The sequence below is a fragment of the Candidatus Planktophila versatilis genome (assembly GCF_002288105.1).
Classification (GTDB): domain Bacteria; phylum Actinomycetota; class Actinomycetes; order Nanopelagicales; family Nanopelagicaceae; genus Planktophila; species Planktophila versatilis.
The window spans coordinates 645,097-666,562 of the sequence record NZ_CP016774.1; the positions used below are offsets into that span (position 1 = coordinate 645,097).

Below are 21,466 nucleotides of genomic sequence, written 5' to 3' on the forward strand. Positions count from 1 at the left end.
CATCCATCAGTTTTTGGGGGTTTTTCTCGCTCGTCACATGGCAGAGATTACCTTAAGGTGTCGCTGTGGAGATTCATCAAATTCCTTCTTTGCGTTCACCAGTGATGGTTATCGCCTTTTCTGGTTGGAATGATGCTGCCGAGGCTGCAACCGGCGCTCTATCTCACCTATTAGGTTCATGGACTGATCCTTCATTTGATGTGGTCCCTGAGTTAATCGCAGATGTCGACCCGGAAGAGTTCTATGACTTTCAAGTAAATAGGCCAATGATCTATGTAGATGAATCAAGTGTTCGTAATCTGACCTGGCCAGGAACGCAGATCTTCGCACTTCGCACTCCCACACTTGATCATGATTTTATTGTCGTGCGCGGAGTTGAACCATCTATGAAGTGGAAGACTTTTACCTCTGATCTGCTAGATCTGGCAGAAGATCTTGAGATTGATTTAGTCATCACTCTTGGTTCGATGCTCGCCGATACTCCTCACACACGTCCAATTACTGTCAGTGGAAGTGGTGCACATCCAGACATCGCACAGCGTCTAGGTGTTGAGATAAGTAAATATGAGGGCCCAACTGGGATCCTCGGTGTTATTCAGGTTGCGTGCGTACAACGCGACATTGATGCAGTCTCCTTATGGGCTGCCGTTCCTCATTACGCCTCAAACTCGCCATCGCCAAAAGCATCATTGGCACTTGTGAATGCACTTGAAGATTTCCTGCGAATCTCAATTCCGCAAGGCGCACTTCCCGAAGAATCAACTGCCTGGGAGGTTGAGGTAACAGAGATGGCTAAGGAAGACTCCGATGTTGCTGAATATGTGAAAGCTTTGGAAGAGAGCAAGGATGCCTCGGAACTCCCTGATGTCACCGGTGAATCAATTGCGCGCGAATTAGAAAGATTTCTACGTCGGCAAAGCGGAAATTAGAGCGCTAGTCCGAGCAAGGTATCTAGTGCACGCGAAAGCTCACCCGCTTCCCCACCAATCATTCCTTCACTTGTATCTCTCATCCAGCTGCGAATAATCGTTTGAACTTTCACAGTATCGAGATTATCGCCCAGCGCTGAAATTATCGCTGCAATAACCTCATCCGTTGGCGCAACATCTACTCGACTCAATTGCAGTCGAAGATCATCAATTTCAGTCGATGCTTTAACCAAAATCTCCCTATTCCACATCAGGTCCTGTGAGAATTGATGACCCATCAGCGCCCATCTAATCGCCATCGGTTCGACACCTTCTGCAATGAGTTGCGATACAAAGAGCAAATTTCCCTTTGACTTACTCATCTTCTCGCCATCAAGACCAATCATTCCTGCATGTACATAAGTGCGAGCAAATCGTTGGCGCCCAATGATTCGACTTTGCGCAGCTGACATCTCATGATGAGGAAAAATTAGATCACTTCCCCCACCTTGAATATCTATTGCAAAGTCATCATGAGTATCAGGCTGCAGATAATGAAGTGCGATGGCACAACATTCGATATGCCAGCCAGGTCGACCCATACCAAACGGACTTTGCCAGCCAGGTTCACCTTCACGTTGGGCTAACCAGAGAAGTGCATCAAAAGGATTCTCTTTCCCAGCACGTTGTGGGTCTCCCCCGCGTTCGGCGAAGATGGAGAGCATTTGCTCATCTGTGTAATGAGAACGGGTGCCGAATTCCTCATCTGAATGAATTCTAAAGTAGAGGTCATTTTCGACGCTATATGTGGTCCCTGACTCCTGCAATTTCATTATTGAGTCCACTACCAATGGCATTGCCTCGACAACTCCGACATAGTGTTGCGGAGGCAGAACGTGAAGGTCGGCCATATCACCACGAAAGAGATCTATTTGAGAGTTAGCCAAATCCTGCCAATCGATACCGTCGCGCGCGGCACGCTCTAACAGCGGATCATCGATATCAGTAATGTTCTGAACAAAACGAACCTCAGCACCGCTTGCTTTGAGATAGCGATGAGTCAAATCGAAAGTGAGATAAGTGGCTGCGTGTCCTAGATGCGTTGCATCGTATGGAGTAATGCCGCATACATACATCCGGTAGACAGACTTCTCAGGCATAGTTTCAACCTGTTGAGTAGCGGTGTTCAGTAGTGAAAGTGGCTGGAATGAGAATCTACTGGAGAGCTTGGGAATGTAAATCTCTGGCCAGGCACGCATATCGCAACTTTACTTTAAAAAGGGGGCCATGGCACAGCAGGCCAATCTTCATTTGGAGATGGAAATTTCCCAGACTCGATGAGGCCTTCGATTCTTGCGATGAGGGCGCTAAATTCAATATCAGTGATTAATCCATGCAAAACCTCGGACTCAATGTGCAATCTACGGGCTAATTCATCGAGGGTGTGTATCTCTTCGGCGGTGAGTTCGCGCTCAGCAAACTGCCAAATAACGGTTCGCAGTTTGTTCTCTTCGTGAAATGTCACGCCATGATCACAACCAAGAAGACTGCCATCAACGACAGGCAACAAGTGACCTATTTTTCGATCGGTGTTGTTAATGACTGCATCAAATAGGGCCATCCGACGAAGGTTCTCGTTATCCTCCCGGTAGTACAAGGCCAAATCAATTGATTCATCGATATCAATCCACTGCTGCACCATTCCTACACCGAATGGTCCTTCTCGTAATACGGTGGGTGGAACAACTTTCCAACCGGAATACTCACTAATTAAGTAGGAGGCGTATTCGCGGTGAGCTAGATTTCCATCCGGAAAATCCCAGAGCGGTCGCTCTCCTGCGATGGGTTTATATATGACAGCCATCTTTTCATCGTTAAAAGTGCATTCGCCATAGAGAGTGGCATTAGATGCATCAACTAATCGACCGGTTACCTCAAGAGTTCCGGCAAGCAGATGTTCAATGACCTTACTCATCTGCGATAGCCATTTGAGCGCGGACATAGATGTCCTTTGAGATCTATCGGTCCACCACAAAATGGACACGGCTGACGTCCTGCGCCCACCACGATGAAGGCTCGCTTGGAGAATCGATCAGCTTCACTCGGAGTAATGAGAACCCGCAAAATATCCTGGTCACCTGTTAGATCATCGACATCTATGAACTCTGGATTCTGATCGCTCCCTTCATTAATAGCCTGGAAATCTACTTGAATCAAACCTTGCTCTGCATCGAAAGCTAAGCCGATTACGCCGACGCGAAACTCTTCTTCAATGGGAGTACTTAGCGGTGCATCATCTTTCACAAGACGGGAAAAGCTAACGCTTGGATTGTTCTGCTTGATATCTCGGATTGTGTAGAGCAAGCGATCTGCCAGAGCTTGAACCTGCGTCTTTTCGAGCGAAACTGAGATTAAACGTGAACCACTTTGAGCTTGAATAAAGAAGGTTCGTTCCCCTGGCTGACCTACCGTGCCAACTGTAAATCTCTCCGGTTGTTCAAAGAGAATTATTTGCGAACTCATTTCTTCTTTCGCCTGACAGCACCGGCTCCACCACCCAAGAGCATTTTCTTGGGACGCGAACCTGAGAGCGAGCCTTCTAGGTGCGTAAGATTGTCATTGAAAAGTATAAGGCGTGCACTGTCGCCATCATATTCAAGCATGGTAATCGAGGCGGGATCGATTACTAGAGACTGGAAGTTATCAAGTTTCATCTTCAACAAACTCGCAACCATTGCCTTAATGACATCACCGTGACTCACAAACAAGTGAGTCCCCTTAGATTTTTCTAGCACTGCCTCTTCTATGGATGCCACAGCGCGCTTTTGCATAGCGGTCATGCGTTCACCTTGCGGAAATTCAACCTTGCTCGGAGTCTTCTGAATAATCTTCCAGAGGGGTTGCTTAGCTAGTGAGTTGAGTTTCTTGCCACTCCAACTCCCATAATTCATTTCAATCAGCTTCTCATCGAGAATGAATTTCTTAAGTCCATTTGAGTGCGAGGATTCCAGCCAAGGTGCGAGCGTCTCCTGACAACGTTGCATCGGACTCATGCGGATGGAATCAAATGAGACTTTTCCAATGCGATCTACCAAGGCAATAGCCTGTTGGCTCCCCTTTTTACTCAGAGAGATACCAGGTAATTGCCCTGCCAAAATTCCAGATTCATTGGCGATTGAATGTGCATGTCTTAGAAGGATTATTCGCGCCACAACACGAAGGTTATCGCTAAATTTCTAATCACCACTTTTCCGCTATCCCCTTGCTAAGGTCTGCGTCATGGAGATGAGACGGGCTGGAAATAGTGGCCTCACACTCTCTCGGCTGGGTCTGGGAACCATGACATGGGGTCGAGATACCGATACGCACGAGGCCGCAGATCAATGCCGTGCCTATATCGAAGCTGGCGGCAACTTCCTAGATACCTCTCCTACCTTTGGCGATGGAGATAGCGAGCGAGTTATTGGTGGGCTGATTGGAACGCTCTTTAATCGCGCCGATGTAGTGATTGCTACGAAGGCAGGTGTCTCACATCCAGGCGGTGTTCGCACCGTAAATAACTCTCGCACCGCACTCATTGCAGAATTAGATAAATCACTATCGCGACTAGAAACAGATTATGTCGATATCTGGCAGATTCAGATGTGGGATGAACATACCCCGCTAGAAGACACTCTCTCGGCAATTGATTACGCATACACATCGGGGAAAGCTCGCCATGTTGGAGTTTCTAATTTCTCTGGCTGGCAAAGTGCGCGAGCAATCACCATTCAGGAGAGTAATTCCGCAAAAGCACCGATAGTCTCAAATCAAATTGAATACTCGCTGCTCAATCGAAGCGCGGAAGAGGAAATCCTTCCCTGTGCTCGAGCAACTGGAATTGGGGCTTTAGCCTGGGCGCCCTTGGGTCGTGGAGTCTTAACAGGAAAATATCGAACTGGGATTCCCAGTGATTCGCGCGCTGCAGCCCCGCACTTTGTGAAACATGTTGAGCCTTATTTGAATGAGAAGTCGACCCGAATAGTTGAAGCAGTATCTGTAGCAGCTAGCGGTCTTGGTTACTCCCCATTGGAAGTTGCACTTGCGTGGGTGCGAGACACCCCTGGAATAACGAGTGCGATAGTGGGAGCTAGAACTGGTGGCCAACTTCGTGGAATTTTGAAATCCGAAGAAATATCCTTGCCAGATATCGTGCGCAGCGTGCTCGATGAAATCTCTGCTTAAGCCTGCTCTAGAAATTTCTTTAGGACCTGAACCCCAAAGTGAAGACCAGAGATTGGCACGCGCTCATCTACCCCGTGGAATAAAGACATGAAATCCAAATCTTGCGGAAGGCGCAGTGGGCTAAATCCATAACCGATGATCCCAAGTTCTGATAGCGCTTTGTTATCAGTTCCACCGCTCATGACATATGGAACGGGAATACCTTCAGGATCATGGACCAAGATTGCAGCACACATCGCCTCCACCAGGTCTCCTTCAAAATCAACCTCGAGTGCAATATCGCGAGTAATGGTTTCTATTTCAATATCTGGGCCAATGATTGATTTAATTGTTGAATTAAGTTCATCTTCGTATCCAGGTAAGAATCTTCCGTCAATGACAGCCGAAGCAGATGCCGGAATTACGTTCTCCTTATATCCAGCTTCCAACATCGTTGGGTTAGCTGTGTTCTGCAACGTTGCTCCCACCATTCGAGCCGTCGGACCAATCTCTGCCAATAAAGGTGTGAGATCTGCCGGGTTGAATGGTTTGCCCGTAGCTTGCGCAATTTTTTCAAAGAGAATCTTGACTGTCTTCGTATATCTCTGGGGCCATTGGTATCGACCAATTTTGGCTACCGCCTCCGTTATCAAAGTGATTGCATTCTCATCATTTAACATTGAACCGTGACCAGCACGACCATGTGCGGTGATCTTCATCCAGTGAATACCTTTTTGCGCAGCCTCGATGAAGTACAAACGTTTTCCACCAGAGACGGTGACTGAAAAACCACCCACTTCTGAAATTGCTTCGGTGCACCCAGCAAAAACTTCCGGGTGCTTGGCAGTCATAAACCTGGAACCGTAAGAACTTCCCGCCTCTTCGTCGGCAAAAAAAGCTAAGACAATATCTCGCTGTGGTTGAAATCCGGTGCGCGACCACTCGCGAACGACTGTCAAAATCATCGCGTCCATATTCTTCATATCCACTGCCCCGCGACCCCAGATCATGCCGTCGCGAATTTCGGCAGCGAAGGGATCTACTGACCACTCACTAGCGTTCGCCGGAACAACATCGAGATGACCGTGGACTACTAAAGCGCCGAGTGAACTATCTTTTCCCGGTATACGCGCAATCACATTGCAGCGATTGGGAGCAGACTCATATATATCTGCTTTGATTCCAACTTCAGCGAGTGAGGCAACGACATACTCTGCACATGCCTTTTCATCTCCCTTGCCTTCTCCATAATTTACTGAAGGGATTCGAATAAGATCTTGGCAGATAGAGACAACTTCATTCTCAATGGTGTTCGACTTCTCTGCGCTACTCATGGTCGTATTCTGCCCTTTCATAGCTCTCTTTTGCGCCCATGGCGCCAGGTTGATATCGTTACCCAGTTATTTCGACTCGAGCGCATAAGATTTATCTTCTAGCGAGCGGGTACTCGTCCGGGTGGCGGAATTGGCAGACGCGCTAGCTTGAGGTGCTAGTTCTCGCAAGGGATTCGGGGTTCAAGTCCCCGTTCGGACACAGTTACGGTGGTGCAGCTATGGATATCAGTCAAGCACTTGCATTGATTAGACCTATCCCGGATTTTCCTAAGCCGGGGATTCTCTTTCAGGATATCTCCCCCTTATTGGCCAATCCGGAAGCATTTGCCACCGTCATATCGGCCCTCGCCGCTGTTGCAGATGAAATTGACTATGTGGCCGCACTGGATGCGCGTGGGTTCATCTTGGGGAGCGCGGTCGCCCTGGAAATGAAAGTCGGATTCATTCCAATCCGCAAATCTGGAAAATTGCCTTACACAACTTTTTCGCGCAGTTACAGCTTGGAGTATGGCCAGGACGAATTAGAGATTCATACTGATGCGATGGAGCCTGGTTCGCGAGTACTCCTGATTGATGATGTTCTAGCAACTGGTGGAACTCTAAAGGCTGCAATTTTGCTCATTCAAGATCTGGGGGCTGTTGTTGTGAGCGCTGCAGTTCTTTTGGAGATTCCAGAATTGGCAGGTCGGGCAAGCATTGCGAAACTGGACTCCGCCCCGCCAGTATTCTCACTCTCACTAAAATAGCTTTAGATTCCGCCCGTTTTTAGATGAGAGAATATTGAGGCGATTCATGGCAGGATTCCCACGTGGCTGAACTGATTTACTACTGCGGAACTATGGATTCGGGTAAGTCAACCCTTGCGCTGCAAACCGCGCACAACCATAAGTCACGTGGACGGACCGGACTCATCTTTACGAGTAAAGATCGTGCTGGGGCAGGTCTCATTAGTTCCCGTTTAGGGTTGCAATCTGAAGCAATTGAAGTTGAAACCTCACTGGATATTCATAAATTTGTGGTTGATCGCTTATCGGCTGGTGACCGTATCGATTACATCATCTGTGACGAAGCTCAGTTCTATCAGCCAGACCAAATTGATGGACTAGCAAAGATTGTTGACGGACTAGGTATTGATGTCTATGCATTTGGAATTCTTGCTGATTTTAGAACCAAACTCTTCCCAGGTTCTGCCCGTCTTGTGGAACTTGCCGATCGTGTGAACACTCTGCAAGTTGAGGCCCTTTGTTGGTGCGGATCACGTGCTACACATAACGCTCGAACTATAAATGGCGTCATGGTTACCGAAGGTGAACAAGTGGTGGTCGGAGATGTTGGTAAAAGTGATGAGATTGCCTATGAAGTCCTATGCCGTAGACACCACATGCGCCAAGTCACAGCTCGCGCATCACGAGCCGGTCATATAAGTTCTGACCCATTGCCATTTACTGAAATCTAAATCGGAGAAAATAGAGACAAGATGACTACATATGTGATTGCAACATCCGCGCTTTAGATCGAATGTAGGACTGTTGCCAGTACTGGCGCAATAACCAGAGCTGGCAACAGATTTGCAACTGATATTTTCTTGATATTGAGCAGTCGCAGTCCGATGCCAACCAGCATCAGCCCTCCGGAGATAGTCATCGCATCAATTTGATACTGCTCGAGAACAGATCCAGCAAAGAAACCGATAATTGTCCAGAAGCCCTGGTAGATGCCGACTGGAATAATCGATGCCATCACTCCTATTCCCAGGGTCGATGCGAATGCCATGGCGGCAAAGAAGTCGAGGGAAGACTTGAGAATTAATTGATCTAAGCCTTGAGACATGCCGTCGCTGACGCTGCCAAGGATTGCAAGTGGACCGATCACAAACAACAGTGATGCACTGACGAAGCCTTCGACGAAAGGACTGTCACTAGATGCCTTAAACTTCTTTCTTAGATTTTCGCCAAAGTTCTCAACTCGTTTCTCAATCTTGAGAGCGGTTCCGAGTAGACCTCCGATAAGCATGGATGCCAGAATCAAGAGAAGCGGTGATCCATCTGGAAGTGAATCCTTGAATTCATTTGACCATAGCGGCAAAAGTGCCGAAGTCGCACCCAATAGGGTGATGAGCCCCAGAACATCAGTAATCATCTTCTGCGATCTCTTAGGCAGTCGACCACCTAAGGCGATTCCGATAGCAGCACCTACGATGATGGTGAGCAAATTGATTACTGTTCCGAGGCCTACAAACATTCATCCACTATAGACTGCGCAAGTGAATCTCGCATCCATCATCAAAAGTCTGCGCCCCCATAAAACTGTCCCCATAACGCCATGGACCGCGCAAGGACTTTGGGACCTCACTCCCCTGCGAACTGCGATTCTTTTCTTTGGTTTAGCTATTTTCGGTCTCGGTGATTCATTACTTATCCAGGCTGGAATTGGAAATGCTCCGTGGACTGTATTTGCCGAAGGTCTGACACTAAAAACTGGGTTGAGTATCGGATGGGCAACTTTCATTATTAGCGTGTCCGTGATGCTGCTCTGGATTCCACTTAATGAACGAGTTGGTTTTGGAACAATCTCGAATATCGTCATCATTGCAGCGTTTATTCAAATCGGAACAATCATCTTCCCGAAGCAAGACAATTTCGCCATCGGAGTTATCTTTGATCTCATTGGAATCGCACTGGTCGGATTAGGCTCTGCCCTCTACATCACCTGTGGCCTAGGACGTGGTCCTCGAGATGGCGCCATGACCGGGATCCACTACAAAACAGGGGTTCGTGTGGGACGCGTACGAATGGGCATTGAGGTCACGGTCTTAATTATCGGCTGGTTCCTCGGAGGCACTGTTGGGCTCGGAACCGCCCTATTTGCCCTCTTTATCGGGCAATCGGTCGCCATTTTTCTTGGTCTTGTTGCGCGTTTAACCCACAAGTACGTCTAAGTACCTACTAGCGTTTAGACATCCCCCTCGGTCTGTGAGCCGTCATTTCACACGAGGTCGCAAACACCCTCGATAAAAAAATTAGAAAGGTCCATTTATGTTGGATTCCTATTTTAAGATTAAAGAGCGAGGGTCATCGATAGCCCAAGAGGTTAGAGGTGGGCTAGTTACCTTCTTTACAATGGCATATATCGTTGCGCTCAACCCGCTGATCCTTGCCACAACCGATGGAGCTGGAGAATTCATCGGTGGCGGAGATAGAACCAACGCAATCATTATCGTTGCCGCTGGAACCGCACTTATCGCCGGTATTTTGACCATCCTTATGGGAGCTGTCGCGAATTTTCCACTGGCACTTGCTACCGGCCTTGGCTTAAACACCTTTGTCGCTGTTTCAATCGCAAAGAACGCTACCTGGGCGCAAGCCATGGGCTTAGTTCTTATTGAAGGTATTCTCATTCTTATTCTGGTTCTGACCGGATTTAGAATCGCGGTCTTCAAGGCAATTCCAACCGCATTAAAAGTCGCTATCTCAGTAGGCATCGGATTGTTTATCGCCCTCATTGGCCTAGTCGATGCCGGATTCGTGCGACGTACTCCAAATGTGGTGTGGGGAAGCTCGAACTCCAAACCCTCTGCAGTTCCACTAGAACTTGGTGACGGCGGAACACTTGTGGGTTGGCCGATTGTCGTCTTCGCTTTTGGTCTCTTCCTGACCATCATCTTGATGATCAAAAAGATCAAGGGTTCCATTCTCATTGGAATCATCTCTTCAACGGTCCTAGCAATCATCGTAGAAGCCCAATTTAAAGTTGGAAATAGCTTCATCAGTCCTACTGAGTCAAACTCACGAGGCTGGGGTTTAAATACTCCGACGTTACCAAAGGACGCTTCCGGCTCTCTTAATCTGACAGATGCTCCACGTTTTGATTCTCTAGGTTTGGGTTTCGATGACATCTTCGGTGCATTCACAAATCCAAAGACTGGCGCATTAGCAGCCTGCCTGCTTGTCTTCACGCTATTGCTGGCAGACTTCTTCGACACAATGGGAACTATGACTGCTATAGGAAACCAAGCAGGATTAGTCGATAAGAGTGGAAACGTTCAAGGAGCTAACCGCATCCTCGTTGTTGACTCAATAGCTGCCGCCGCTGGTGGAGCTGCTGGTATTTCATCGAACACCAGTTACATTGAATCCGCATCTGGTGTGGGTGAAGGTGCCAGAACTGGCCTTTCCTCTATCGTTACTGGAATCGCGTTCTTGTTGACAACATTCCTAGCGCCGCTCGTCGCAATTATTCCTTATGAGGCTGCGACACCTGCACTAATCATTGTCGGATTCCTCATGATGGGACAAGTAAAGAACATCGAGTGGGATGATCTAGGAATTGGCATTCCAGCCTTCCTGACCATCATCTTGATGCCATTTAGCTATAACATCTCGGTCGGTATCGGAGCTGGTTTCGTTACTCACGTTGTTATTCGCATAGTTCAGGGACGTCGTAAGGAAGTTCATCCTTTGCTACTTCTTGTCTCTGGTCTCTTCATGATCTACTTCTTATCATCTCCAATTAATGCCTGGATTTAATAAGTAGATTTCCTTAATAGGGCTCGCATCTAAGGATGCGGGCCCTATTTCTTTACAGGGACCAATCGATGGGAGAAACTCCCCGGTGTTGTAGTTCTTGATTGACTTGTGAAAAAGGCTTGCTACCAAAGAACCCGCGATATGCACTAAGCGGACTTGGATGGACACTTTTGATGCTGTGAGTGAAAAGATGTGAAAGCTCCTGTGCGCTCTTTCCCCAGAGAACTCCAAAGGCACCTTGTACTGCTGCAGCTTGAGCAATCTGAGTTGTGATTTCCTGCCAACCAATATTTTCGTGTGAATTACTTTCGCCTACCTTTGTTGTGAGAACCCGATTGAGAAGCAGAACACCTTGGTCACGCCATGGAGAAAGATCTCCATTTTTCGGAGGCTCAATCTCCAGATCAGTGACTAATTCGGTGAAGATATTTCTGAGCGATGCTGGCAGCGGCTGCACATCAGGGTTTACCGAGAAAGCCAACCCATGGGCATTACCCCTGGTGGGATAAGGGTCTTGTCCGACAATCACGCATTTGACCGAACTCAAATCCATTTCTAAAGCAGCAAATATTCGATCGTTTCGTGGTGCGATGTCATCGCTGGAGATTGTCTGAAGAATCTTCTCAATCTGAGGAGCTAATGGGTCGAGAAGGCCATTCCAACTAGAGTGCACGGGCAAAAAAACGCGACCCATCGTGACTTACTTCCATCGGCAAATCAAAGACATGAGACATATGTTCAGATGTAATCACTTCGTGAATTGGACCTGAGACGGCCGCTAATCCATCTTTGAGAATGAGAGCATGTGTAGTGCCGGCTGGAATCTCTTCTATGTGATGAGTGACAAGAATCGAAGCTGGAGCTAATGGGTCGGATGCGAAGACAGTGAATCTCTTTAAGAGATCCTCGCGCCCACCTAGATCTAATCCAGAGGCTGGCTCATCTAGAAGAAGTAACTCTGGGTCAGCCATGAGTGCTCGAGAGATTTGAACGCGCTTGCGTTCACCCTCACTCAAAGTTCCATATTCTCTATCTGCTAATTCCCGCACCCCAAATGTTGTGAGAAGAGCTACGGCTCTGGATTCATCCCATAGGTCATAGGCCTCATTCCAACGACCAAGAATTGCGTACGCTGCAGTGAGTACTACATCGCGTACTTTTTCATCGGGCGGAATATCCTCTGAGATAAGTGCTCCACATATGCCGATTCGGGTACGAAGTTCCCAGACATCGACCTTGCCGAGCTGCTTATCAAGTAAGAAGACAGTTCCTGATGTAGGAAACATCCTTGTTGCCAATATTTGCAGGAGCGTGGATTTTCCGGCGCCGTTTGGTCCAAGGACCACCCATCGCTCGCCCGGGGCTATCGCAAAATTCAGCGGGCCCAGAATGTTCTTCTGGCCTCTTCGGACAGAGACATCACGTAGCTCTAGAACGCGATTATTACTCATAGGTGACAAAAGATATATCTTCAATCAATGAATCACTCGCAAATTGCGAACGAAGTGAACGTGATTCGCGATAACCTCACCCATATGAGCGCCGAGACGAGTCACTACACAGGTCTTATTCTCGTATCCGGCGTCGACTCCCCCGGAATCACTCGAGCTCTTTTTGAGACCCTGGCGCCCTTTGCCGTCACCATTTTAGATATCGAACAGGTAGTAATCCGTGAGCGACTTATTCTCACCGCTCTGATCTCACTTAATCCCGATCATGCGCAAGCGATTGAGGCAGACCTCAATGAATGTGCGCAAGTGTTATCCGTTGACATAGCAACCTCTTTCGGCGCCCAAGAGGGCGCGACAATTGCTGCTAAGACAGGGCTCGTTCACGTTGTGCTTCTCACAACTGAGCTACATCCTCGTTCTATTGCCGCGGTAGCCGAAGCAATAACTGCACAAAGTGGGAATATCGAGCGTATTCATCGCACCGCTAGTTATCCGATCACTGCAATCGAATTAACGGTATCCGGTGCCAACACAGCCAAACTTCGGCAATCACTAGCTGCGGTATCGAATGAATTTTCAATTGATATAGCCGTCTCTCCCGGTGGCCTGATGCGCTGGGCTAAGAAATTAGTTGTTTTAGATGTGGACTCAACTCTTATTCAGCAAGAAGTGATTGAACTACTGGCAGCCCATGCTGGCGTCGAGCCACAAGTGCGAGAGATAACCGAACGCGCCATGCGCGGGGAACTTGATTTTAGGCAGAGCCTGGAAGCCAGAGTTGCACTGCTTGCGGGACTTCCAGAGAAGGTTATTGCTGATGTGCGCGAGCAGATAGTTCTTACCCCTGGGGCGCGCACTCTGATCGAAACCTTACATAAACTTGGACATAACGTAGCTGTTGTCTCAGGTGGCTTTACTGCAGTCATTGAACCAATACTTAAAGATTTGGGTATCGCCCATTACCGAGCCAATACGCTAGAAGTCATCGATGGAAAGCTCACCGGCAAAGTCATCGGAGATGTCATCGATCGCGCCGCAAAAGCCGTTGCCCTTCGTGATTTTGCCAAAATTGTTGGAGTCAAACTAGAACAGACGATTGCTATCGGTGATGGCGCCAATGACCTAGATATGATTGCAATCGCAGGCATGGGAATAGCATTTAATGCAAAGCCAGCTGTCAAAGCGGCTGCAGATAGCTCTGTCAGCGCACCATACCTAGATTCAGTTCTCTATCTTCTAGGAATTTCACGGGAAGATATTGAAGAGGCGGGCGCGAGCCGCAGGTAATTACAGTCTGCAGGCGTGAATATCAGTAACCAGAATTCCGCGTGCACCCAGTGCCCAAAGTTCATCCATTAAGCGATTGGTATCTTTACGTAGCACCATAGCGCGCACTGCAACCCAATCAGGCTTTTGAAGCGGTGAAATCGTCGGCGACTCCAGACCGGGTGTGATGGCGCAAGCCTGGTCCACGCTTTTCTTAGGGATGTCATAATCAAGAAGCACGTATTGTCTTGCGGTCACAACGCCTTGCAAACGACGAATAAGAATCTCTAATTCGGCAGCGGCGGCTGGCGCTTTGCCTTTAATCAAGATGGCTTCGGAAACCAAGATTGGATCACCGAAGATAGCTAACCCAGCCTGGCGAAGAGTATTTCCAGTACTGACAACATCGGCTATCAGATCGGCAACTCCTAATCTGATGCTGCTTTCTACCGCACCATCCAGGCGAACGACATCTGCCTTAATCTTCAAATCTGAAAGATGTTTCTGCACCAATCCTGGATAGGCCGTTGCTACGCGCTTACCGCTGATTGATGAAAGTGATAGCTTCTCTTGTGTAGGTCCGGCGAATCTAAATGTTGATCCCCCAAAATCAAGGGGGAGAATTTCTTGCGCATCTGCACCAGAGTCAATGAGCAGATCTCGCCCCGTGATTCCTGCTTCTAACTCACCAGAGCCAACATAGATCGCAATATCGCGTGGGCGAAGATAATAGAACTCAACGCCGTTAGCAGGGTCTATCAGAACCAGATCGCGAGAGTCGGTACGTTGGCGATATCCAGCCTCTTTTAGGATCTCAATCGAGGCGTCAGCGAGTGAACCCTTGTTTGGGACAGCTATTCGTAACATGAAACTCCTTGTTTTCCCTTAGAGGTACTTATAAATATCAGTAGGTGTGAGACCACGGGCGAGCATCATTGTTTGTAGATGGTAAATCAATTGGCTAATTTCCTCGGCTAGAGCCTCATCTGACTCATGTTCAGCTGCCAACCAGACTTCACCAGCCTCTTCCAAGATCTTTTTTCCGATCGTGTGAACTCCGGCATCGACGGCAGCGACAGTCGCCGAACCCTCGGCGCGCTCAGCCAGCTTTTGCGCTAACTCAAGCCAGAGTGAGTCAAATGATTTCATAGCGCTAGTTTACTAGAGAGATTACGCACAAGAGGCCGTATTAGTGAAGTGCGGCTTGTGTGCGCAATTGCTCAACCATCATCGCCGGATCTTGCGCGCTAAAGACTGCGCTGCCGGCTACGAATGTGTCAGCTCCCGCTTCTCGAGCAATCTCGATGGTGGAAAGTGAAATTCCGCCATCAACTTGCAGCCAGATAGGTCTGCTACCTATCAATTTTCTCGCTTCTTTGACCTTACTCATCATATTTTCCATGAATTTTTGTCCACCGAAACCAGGTTCGACAGTCATGATAAGAACCATATCGATGAGATCGAAGTACTCTGAATAATCGTTAATGGAGGTATTGGGTTTGAGAGCGATAGAGGCCCGAGCTCCGTGGCTCTTAATCTCCTTCAAAGTACTGCGAATGTCGGAGGTGGCCTCGACATGAATAGTAACGCTGGCAGAACCAGCTTCGGCATACTGAACCGCTATCAAATCCACATCCGCAACCATTAAATGCGAATCAACTGGAATTGGGCAGTTCTTAATGATCTCGGTTGCGGCCTGAAAATCAAAGGTCATATTGGGAACAAATACGTTGTCCATGATATCCAGGTGAATCAAATCACTTGCCTGCGCAATCTTGGCAATCTCTGAGTCAAGATGTGCAAAATCCGCATTGAGAATACTTGGGGTGATTCGAACTTCATTCGACATGGAAGAAGTTTATCTCCTCTTGCGAAAGAGCGCTAAGAACATGGCATCCGTGCCGTGCTTGCTGGTCCACAGTGAAAGTGACTTATCGCGCGTTGCACCATAAAGGTTAGAAGGGATAAATGGTGCGATATCGATTTGCTCTAACTCCGGATGATCTTTAAGTATCCGAAGCACCTCACCTGATGTCTCGGAAAAATGTGGACTACATGTTGCATATCCAAATACTCCCCCTGGGTTAAGAACCGAGATTGCCGCATCAGACAATTCTCTTTGTAGGACCAGCAAACCTCGTAGGTCTTGCACAGTTCTTCGCCAACGAACCTCTGGTCTGCGTCGTAGGGCGCCGAGGCCTGTGCAAGGAACATCAGCCAGAATCGCATCGTATGTATGTCCGAGTGATGCAATCTCTCTGCCATCACCAACCTGCACTGGAAACTTGCCAATCACGTTTTTTACTAACTTTGCACGCGCCTCAGAAATTTCGTTGGCGGTAAATTCCTGGCCATTCACATTTGCTAGATGAGCCAGTAGGGCCGCTTTTCCACCCGGACCGGCACATAAATCTAGAAGCGAGGCAGAATCCTTAGTTGCGAGTGAGAAGATGTGTGCGACTAACTGCGATCCTTCATCTTGCACTCCTGCCTTGCGATGTCTAATAACCTCTAGCGTCCCAGGGGCGCCATCGAATCGGGCACCGTAAGGTGAATACTCTGTTGCAACCCCACCTAGATCAACTAGCTCTGATTGAGTCGAATCCCCCGGCCAGGCGACCAGTGTTGGCATCGCTGGAACATTGTTTACTGCAAGTTCCTCTTCCACCCGATCTAAATCTTTGAGTAGATCAAAGTAGGCCGAAACAATCCATTCCGGATGCGAATACCGGATAGCAAGACGCGCAATCGGGTCCGTGATAAATGAAGTGGGTTCAAGCCATTGTTCCAAGGTTTGTGAGCTGACCTTGCGCAGTATTGCATTGACAAAGGAAGCCTTCGATTCACCAATAACTTTTCGGGCGAGTTCAACAGTTGCCGATACGGCAGCATGGGTTGCTACGCGCATCTCAAATAACTGATGAACTCCCATCCTGCAGATATCTACGATGCCAGCGTCGACTTCCGATAATGGACGATCCGATACCTGCTGCAAGATGTAGTCATGTCGTCCTTGCATTCGCAGAGTCCCGTAGAGAAGTTCGGTGACGAAACCCTTGTCTCGCATCTCGAAATTCGAGGCTGACAGGGCTTGTGGCAAGAGCAGATTCGAGTATCCCCCATTGCGATTAACTTCTGTTAGCAAATCAAATACCAACACTCTGGGAGCATCAGGTTTCGGTGATTTAAAGGTATCTCTGCGTGGCTTAACCAAAGAGATCACCGGCGATTAATCTTGCCCCGTTTGCCCATTGCGAAGATGGCATTCTCGATTTACCAGACGGTGTGATGTGACCAATTTCTAAAGCAGAAGAGGCGGTTCCCACATATAACTTCTTGTTCTCAAGAAGAAGAGCACCGGGTTCTAATGTAATCTCACTCGCAACGGGAGTATCGATTTTCAACGTCGCATCTCGGAAATTAGTCCAAGCGCCAGGTTGGGAAGTAAAGGCACGGATTTTATTGGATATGGCAGTTGCCGGTTGAGTCCAATCTATGCGTCCTTCTTCCTTGCTCAACTTAAGAGCTCGGGTAGCGCTGTGATTCTCTTGTGGCGTGGGCTTCACTCCAGACTTCATGAGTTCTAGCGCGTGAAGAAGTGCTTCCGCTCCTAACTCTGCCAATTCAACGAAGAGTTCATCACTGGTGATATCGGCATCTAGTGCGAATCGATTCTGGGTATAGACCGGTCCGGTATCCATGCCATCATCTAATTTAAAGACAGTGACCCCCGATACTTTATCTCCGGCTTCAATCGCTCGTTGCACAGGTGCTGCCCCACGCCATCTTGGCAATAGTGAGAAATGCAGATTGAGCGAACCGTAACGAGGTAGTTCGAATACTCGTTGTGGCAATATGACACCGTATCCGATTGTGATCAGGACATCAGTATTCGCTAGATAGGAATCAAAGCTGGCATCTCGCTCTGGTTTGTAAACTTCAATCCCATTCTCGTTACCCCATCCTGAGACAGCTGATTCATTGAGGCTCTGACCTCGACCGGATGGTCGGTCAGGTGGCGTGATGACACAGAGCAATTCATGATCAGAGGCAAGAAGTGCATCCAGAGACGGAATCGCTACTTCAGGCGTTGCTGCTACCGCGATCCGCAACTAAAGACCCAGTCCACGGTTATCTGACCCGAAGAGACTATGCGGAGAAACCTTGATTGTCGGCGATGCCCCCGATTGCCCAGCAAGTCCGAACCAATCGGATTCTCTAATCTCCTTCATCGCTATCTTGCGATCTTCATCTGAGAGTCGATCAATAAAGAGAATTCCATTTAAATGATCTGTTTCATGCTGGAGCGCTCGGGCTAGAAGTTCTGTGCCTTCGATAGTGACAGGATCACCATGCATCGTAAATCCTCTTGCAACCGCTCTAAATGCACGAGGGGTTGGATAGATCAGTTCCGGAAAACTTAAGCATCCCTCATCACCCTCCTGCATCTCCTCACTCAAATCAAGAGTTGGATTGATGAGATGCCCAATAGTTTCATCGACATCCCAGACAAAGACTCGCAGTGGCACACCAATCTGTGGCGCCGCTAGCCCCGCACCAGGTGCATCGAGCATTGTTTCAGTAAGGTCCTTCACGAGCGTTCGCAGCTCTTTATCAAAGTCGATAACTTCCGAAGCCGGTGTGACAAGAACCGGGTCTCCGAAGTGACGAATTTGCTTGATAGACATGGGTCAATCTTACCTATCGCGAGAGCGAATATGGATCAATCCGCAGCGTTGCCAACTTCTTCCTTGTTGCACTTCGTCTTCGTTGGAACTCATGCATCAGTAGAACTAGCGCCTCACCGTCCTCAAGTGGAGCAAGTAAGAGAATCCGATGTGTAGAGGTGTTCAGAGTTGATGGTCCAAGAATTCTCGTGGACGCCGGAAGCCTGCCCTCATCGCGCGATTTATTTAATGCTCTGACCAAGGTTGCCGATTCAGCACTATCAATATCAAGTGAGATAGACCTGACGAACGGAGGCAATGAGGCTTCGATGCGCTCTTGCAACTCTCGCCGGGAAATTAGAGATGGTTTCCAGGAAGCAAGGGCGCCCACTATGGGATTTGAGTGATTGATAACTAGCAATGCAGATCCCGAAGAGTTCAATAGCGCAGCGTGGGTAAAGAATATTTCTCGAGCTCGCTCCTGCGCTCTGAGATCTGATTGATTAAGCAATTTTTCACCGTCGAGAATTACGACAGCGGCATACCCATCGGCCGACATGGGAGCTGATCCCGGAGTGGCAATGACAATTCCAGAATTCAGTTCAAAATCATCAACCATCTTCTCGGCCTCACACAGTGTGATTGGAATACCTGGTAGGGCTACTCCGATTTCTTGTGCAAATCGCTCGCTGCCACGATTGAGAAGAAACGGCTTAAGCCCGGCACAATACTGACAGACCCACTCGGAATAGACATTTGCACACAAGGAACAAGAGATAGCCGTCGTGGCACCCTTCTTCTCTAGCCGACCACCACATGAACACGTAGAGATATTTCGACATCCACTACAACTAATCGACTGCGAATATCCCTTTCTGGGTGCGATGAAGAGAATCGGTCCCTGTTTGACCAAGCGGCGGAGCTCGCCAATGATTTTGCCCGGAAGCAGCTCGGAAAATTCCTGCTGAAAAGTATCAACTCGAATCTTTTGTTTAGCGCCTTTGAATTCAAACCAGCCGATATCGATAAGCCGAGCGACTTCGGCACTGGGACTATAACCCACGCAGTAGATAGCAACATTCTCATTTCGTGCGCGAAGAATTGCGATGTCACGTGCGTTCCACCCCGGTGATCGAACTTCGAAGAATTGCTCCGATGATTCATTAAAAATGACGATTGACGCTAAATCTGGACTATCGGCAAAAATGGCGCTTCTGGTTCCGATAATGATCTGAGCCGATGTTGTTCTGGCACGCAGAAAATTCTCATATCTCTCACTTCGCGGCAGATCTGAATCCAGAATCAGCGCCTCTGGAAAATGCTTGCTTAATCGAAGCACTGATCTACTATCTGGAACTATCACCAGGATTGAACCTCTGCTCCGGACGCTTTTGACGTGCCTTGCTAGGGCCTGAAAAGGATCTTGGTATGCGGGTAGTTGAAGGTACTGACGTACCGATGATTGACCCGGTCTATCAGTAGTCTTATCAATCCAGTGCATCTTCTCGACACTTGCGACACGAGGAGGGATTGCAGAACGAATTACGTCATAAGGATGACATGCCCATCTGTGCGCAACTAGTGCAATCAAATCTAAGGAAGGTTTTGAAGCAACCGGAACGCGGGAAATCACCTTAGTAATGCTCTTAAGCCTTCGACCCGAAGATATGGTTATGCGTTCTAGAACGAGTGCTTCACACTCTCTGCCATTGAATGGCACCTGAACCCGAACGCCCACGGCAACCTGCTCGGATAGATTATCGGGAACTAGATAGTCATAGCTTTGATCTAGATGAAAGACCCCACTGTCTACCCAGACGCGCGCCACAGGATTATCAGTTGTGCTGATCTCTGGCGCAAGGCGAACTACTTCGCGCTTAAGACGTAGTGGCCTCGTAAGTGCCACGGTGTGCGGATAACCTATTTAACAGCTGCCTGCAGTTCGGATACACGATTAGTTACTTCCCATGTGAAATTAGGAAGCTCGCGACCGAAGTGACCGTATGCAGCAGTCTGAGAATAGATTGGACGCTTGAGATTTAAATCGCGAATGATTGCAGCGGGACGCAAATCAAAAACAGTTGTCACAGCAGCTTGAATCTTCTGAACCGGAACCGTTTCAGTTCCAAAGGTCTCTACAAAAACTCCAACCGGCTGAGCTTTTCCGATTGCATAAGCAACCTGAACTTCACAACGGCGAGCTAAACCTGCTGCCACTACGTTCTTAGCAACCCAGCGCATCGCATAGGCGGCAGACCGATCCACCTTTGATGGGTCTTTTCCTGAGAATGCGCCACCACCATGGCGAGCCATTCCGCCATAAGTATCGACAATGATTTTGCGACCTGTAAGACCCGCATCGCCCATCGGTCCACCAATAACGAAGCGACCCGTTGGGTTAATCAGAATTCTCATATCCTTACGAGGAAGATCAATCTTTGTTAAAACCGGATCAATTACTTGGGCTATTACCTCGGATGTGAGTTGCCCGGCAACATCAACTTCTTCTGCGTGCTGGCTTGAGATAACAACGGTATCGAGTGCAACAGCCTTATCTCCATCATATTCAATGGTGACCTGTGTTTTCCCGTCAGGGCGAAGATATGGAAGAGCTCCAGACTTTCTCACCTTTGACAGCTGTTGTGCTAGTTCATGAGCGAGCCAGATTGGCAGCGGCATAAGTTCTTTGGTGTCATCACACGCATAACCAAACATCAGGCCCTGATCGCCGGCACCTTGAAGGTCAAGTGGGTCGACGGCAGATGCAACGCGATGTTCAAATGCGTCGTCCACACCTTGTGCAATGTCTGGTGATTGCTGACCAATCGAGATCGACACACCACAACTATTTCCGTCAAAACCTTTCACGGAAGAGTCATAACCAATACCGATCACAGTATCGCGAACAATTCCCATGACATCGGCATAACCGTTAGTCGTTACTTCACCAGCAACATGAACTTGGCCAGTTGTGATCAACGTTTCAACAGCTACCCGGCTTGATGGATCCTGCGCTATCAGCGAATCAAGAATAGCATCAGAGATCTGATCCGCAATCTTATCTGGATGGCCTTCGGTAACAGACTCTGAGGTGAATAGGCGTTTTGACAT

The 21,466-nt window shown here is 48.3% G+C and carries 23 protein-coding genes and 1 tRNA gene; 8 read left to right on the plus strand and 16 right to left on the minus strand.

What is annotated here, in order from left to right; all coding sequences use genetic code 11:
- Positions 1–65: 65 nt before the first annotated feature.
- Entirely contained in the window at positions 66–929 is an 864-nt protein-coding gene (locus tag A1sIA79_RS03260; RefSeq protein ID WP_095674801.1) for a PAC2 family protein, read from the plus strand.
- Here A1sIA79_RS03260 and mshC read toward each other — a convergent pair.
- The 4 genes from mshC to A1sIA79_RS03280 are packed head-to-tail and all read right to left on the minus strand — an operon-like array spanning position 926 to position 4,120.
- Positions 926–2,167 (minus strand): cysteine--1-D-myo-inosityl 2-amino-2-deoxy-alpha-D-glucopyranoside ligase, encoded by a 1,242-nt coding sequence (gene mshC / locus A1sIA79_RS03265; protein WP_095674802.1) that lies wholly within the window; start codon positions 2,165–2,167, stop codon positions 926–928. The two genes, A1sIA79_RS03260 and mshC, sit on opposite strands and share 4 nt — an antisense overlap.
- 14 nt (positions 2,168–2,181) lie before the next feature.
- Positions 2,182–2,910, minus strand: coding sequence for an SCO1664 family protein (locus A1sIA79_RS03270; RefSeq protein ID WP_223298383.1), 729 nt, complete (start codon positions 2,908–2,910; stop codon positions 2,182–2,184).
- Positions 2,880–3,431 carry a DUF3090 family protein gene (locus tag A1sIA79_RS03275; protein ID WP_095674804.1) on the minus strand — a complete coding sequence of 184 codons (552 nt, stop codon included), beginning with the start codon at positions 3,429–3,431 and terminating at the stop codon, positions 2,880–2,882. Before A1sIA79_RS03275 ends, A1sIA79_RS03270 begins: the two co-directional genes overlap by 31 nt.
- A complete protein-coding gene (locus A1sIA79_RS03280) occupies positions 3,428–4,120 on the minus strand; it encodes a histidine phosphatase family protein (RefSeq protein WP_095674805.1) in 693 nt (230 codons plus the stop codon). Before A1sIA79_RS03280 ends, A1sIA79_RS03275 begins: the two co-directional genes overlap by 4 nt.
- Positions 4,121–4,187: 67 nt before the next feature.
- On the opposite strand from A1sIA79_RS03280, the gene A1sIA79_RS03285 reads away from it, so the two are divergent.
- Complete coding sequence (locus tag A1sIA79_RS03285) at positions 4,188–5,132, plus strand: aldo/keto reductase (protein ID WP_095674806.1); 945 nt, start codon at positions 4,188–4,190, stop codon at positions 5,130–5,132.
- Here the strand turns inward: A1sIA79_RS03285 and A1sIA79_RS03290 are convergent.
- Positions 5,129–6,445 carry a M20/M25/M40 family metallo-hydrolase gene (locus A1sIA79_RS03290; protein WP_095674807.1) on the minus strand — a complete coding sequence of 439 codons (1,317 nt, stop codon included), beginning with the start codon at positions 6,443–6,445 and terminating at the stop codon, positions 5,129–5,131. The two genes, A1sIA79_RS03285 and A1sIA79_RS03290, sit on opposite strands and share 4 nt — an antisense overlap.
- Positions 6,446–6,560: 115 nt before the next feature.
- Between A1sIA79_RS03290 and A1sIA79_RS03295 the strand changes: the two genes are divergently transcribed.
- The 3 genes from A1sIA79_RS03295 to A1sIA79_RS03305 all read left to right on the plus strand — a co-directional run bounded on the left by A1sIA79_RS03295 (position 6,561) and on the right by A1sIA79_RS03305 (position 7,901).
- Positions 6,561–6,644 (plus strand) — tRNA-Leu (locus tag A1sIA79_RS03295).
- A 19-nt stretch (positions 6,645–6,663) separates the two neighbouring features.
- Positions 6,664–7,191: an adenine phosphoribosyltransferase gene (locus tag A1sIA79_RS03300; protein ID WP_095674808.1), complete on the plus strand. Its 528-nt coding sequence runs from the start codon at positions 6,664–6,666 to the stop codon at positions 7,189–7,191.
- 62 nt (positions 7,192–7,253) lie between these two features.
- Positions 7,254–7,901 (plus strand): thymidine kinase, encoded by a 648-nt coding sequence (locus A1sIA79_RS03305; RefSeq protein ID WP_095674809.1) that lies wholly within the window; start codon positions 7,254–7,256, stop codon positions 7,899–7,901.
- Positions 7,902–7,954: 53 nt separating this feature from the next.
- Here A1sIA79_RS03305 and A1sIA79_RS03310 read toward each other — a convergent pair whose 3' ends face one another.
- Complete coding sequence (locus A1sIA79_RS03310; protein ID WP_095674810.1) at positions 7,955–8,686, minus strand: DUF554 domain-containing protein; 732 nt, start codon at positions 8,684–8,686, stop codon at positions 7,955–7,957.
- A gap of 22 nt (positions 8,687–8,708) precedes the next feature.
- On the opposite strand from A1sIA79_RS03310, the gene yczE reads away from it, so the two are divergent.
- Positions 8,709–9,383, plus strand: a complete 675-nt coding sequence (yczE, locus tag A1sIA79_RS03315) for a membrane protein YczE (RefSeq protein WP_095674811.1) — start codon at positions 8,709–8,711, stop codon at positions 9,381–9,383.
- A 97-nt stretch (positions 9,384–9,480) separates the two neighbouring features.
- On the plus strand, positions 9,481–10,971 hold the full coding sequence (locus tag A1sIA79_RS03320; RefSeq protein WP_095674812.1) for an NCS2 family permease: 1,491 nt from the start codon (positions 9,481–9,483) through the stop codon (positions 10,969–10,971).
- A 52-nt stretch (positions 10,972–11,023) separates the two neighbouring features.
- Here the strand turns inward: A1sIA79_RS03320 and A1sIA79_RS03325 are convergent, their stop codons facing one another.
- Positions 11,024–11,665: a uracil-DNA glycosylase gene (locus A1sIA79_RS03325; RefSeq protein ID WP_095674813.1), complete on the minus strand. Its 642-nt coding sequence runs from the start codon at positions 11,663–11,665 to the stop codon at positions 11,024–11,026.
- Entirely contained in the window at positions 11,634–12,422 is a 789-nt protein-coding gene (locus A1sIA79_RS03330; RefSeq protein ID WP_095674814.1) for an ABC transporter ATP-binding protein, read from the minus strand. The genes A1sIA79_RS03325 and A1sIA79_RS03330 overlap by 32 nt, the downstream gene beginning before the upstream one ends.
- A gap of 84 nt (positions 12,423–12,506) precedes the next feature.
- On the opposite strand from A1sIA79_RS03330, the gene serB reads away from it, so the two are divergent.
- Positions 12,507–13,709: a phosphoserine phosphatase SerB gene (gene serB / locus A1sIA79_RS03335; RefSeq protein ID WP_095675482.1), complete on the plus strand. Its 1,203-nt coding sequence runs from the start codon at positions 12,507–12,509 to the stop codon at positions 13,707–13,709.
- Here serB and hisG read toward each other — a convergent pair whose 3' ends face one another.
- The 8 genes from hisG to metK are packed head-to-tail and all read right to left on the minus strand — an operon-like array spanning position 13,710 to position 21,466.
- The gene (gene hisG / locus A1sIA79_RS03340; protein ID WP_095674815.1) at positions 13,710–14,555 is read right to left on the minus strand and encodes an ATP phosphoribosyltransferase; all 846 of its coding nucleotides are present in this window, start codon (positions 14,553–14,555) and stop codon (positions 13,710–13,712) included.
- An 18-nt stretch (positions 14,556–14,573) separates the two neighbouring features.
- Positions 14,574–14,837: a phosphoribosyl-ATP diphosphatase gene (locus A1sIA79_RS03345; protein WP_095674816.1), complete on the minus strand. Its 264-nt coding sequence runs from the start codon at positions 14,835–14,837 to the stop codon at positions 14,574–14,576.
- A gap of 40 nt (positions 14,838–14,877) precedes the next feature.
- On the minus strand, positions 14,878–15,537 hold the full coding sequence (gene rpe / locus A1sIA79_RS03350; protein ID WP_095674817.1) for a ribulose-phosphate 3-epimerase: 660 nt from the start codon (positions 15,535–15,537) through the stop codon (positions 14,878–14,880).
- 9 nt (positions 15,538–15,546) lie between these two features.
- Positions 15,547–16,911 carry a transcription antitermination factor NusB gene (locus A1sIA79_RS03355; RefSeq protein ID WP_223298385.1) on the minus strand — a complete coding sequence of 455 codons (1,365 nt, stop codon included), beginning with the start codon at positions 16,909–16,911 and terminating at the stop codon, positions 15,547–15,549.
- Positions 16,895–17,800, minus strand: a complete 906-nt coding sequence (gene fmt, locus A1sIA79_RS03360; RefSeq protein WP_095674818.1) for a methionyl-tRNA formyltransferase — start codon at positions 17,798–17,800, stop codon at positions 16,895–16,897. Before fmt ends, A1sIA79_RS03355 begins: the two co-directional genes overlap by 17 nt.
- Complete coding sequence (gene def / locus A1sIA79_RS03365) at positions 17,801–18,376, minus strand: peptide deformylase (RefSeq protein WP_095674819.1); 576 nt, start codon at positions 18,374–18,376, stop codon at positions 17,801–17,803. It abuts the gene before it with no gap.
- 13 nt (positions 18,377–18,389) lie between these two features.
- Positions 18,390–20,261, minus strand: a complete 1,872-nt coding sequence (locus A1sIA79_RS03370) for a primosomal protein N' family DNA-binding protein (RefSeq protein WP_095674820.1) — start codon at positions 20,259–20,261, stop codon at positions 18,390–18,392.
- A 14-nt stretch (positions 20,262–20,275) separates the two neighbouring features.
- Entirely contained in the window at positions 20,276–21,466 is a 1,191-nt protein-coding gene (gene metK, locus A1sIA79_RS03375; RefSeq protein WP_095674821.1) for a methionine adenosyltransferase, read from the minus strand.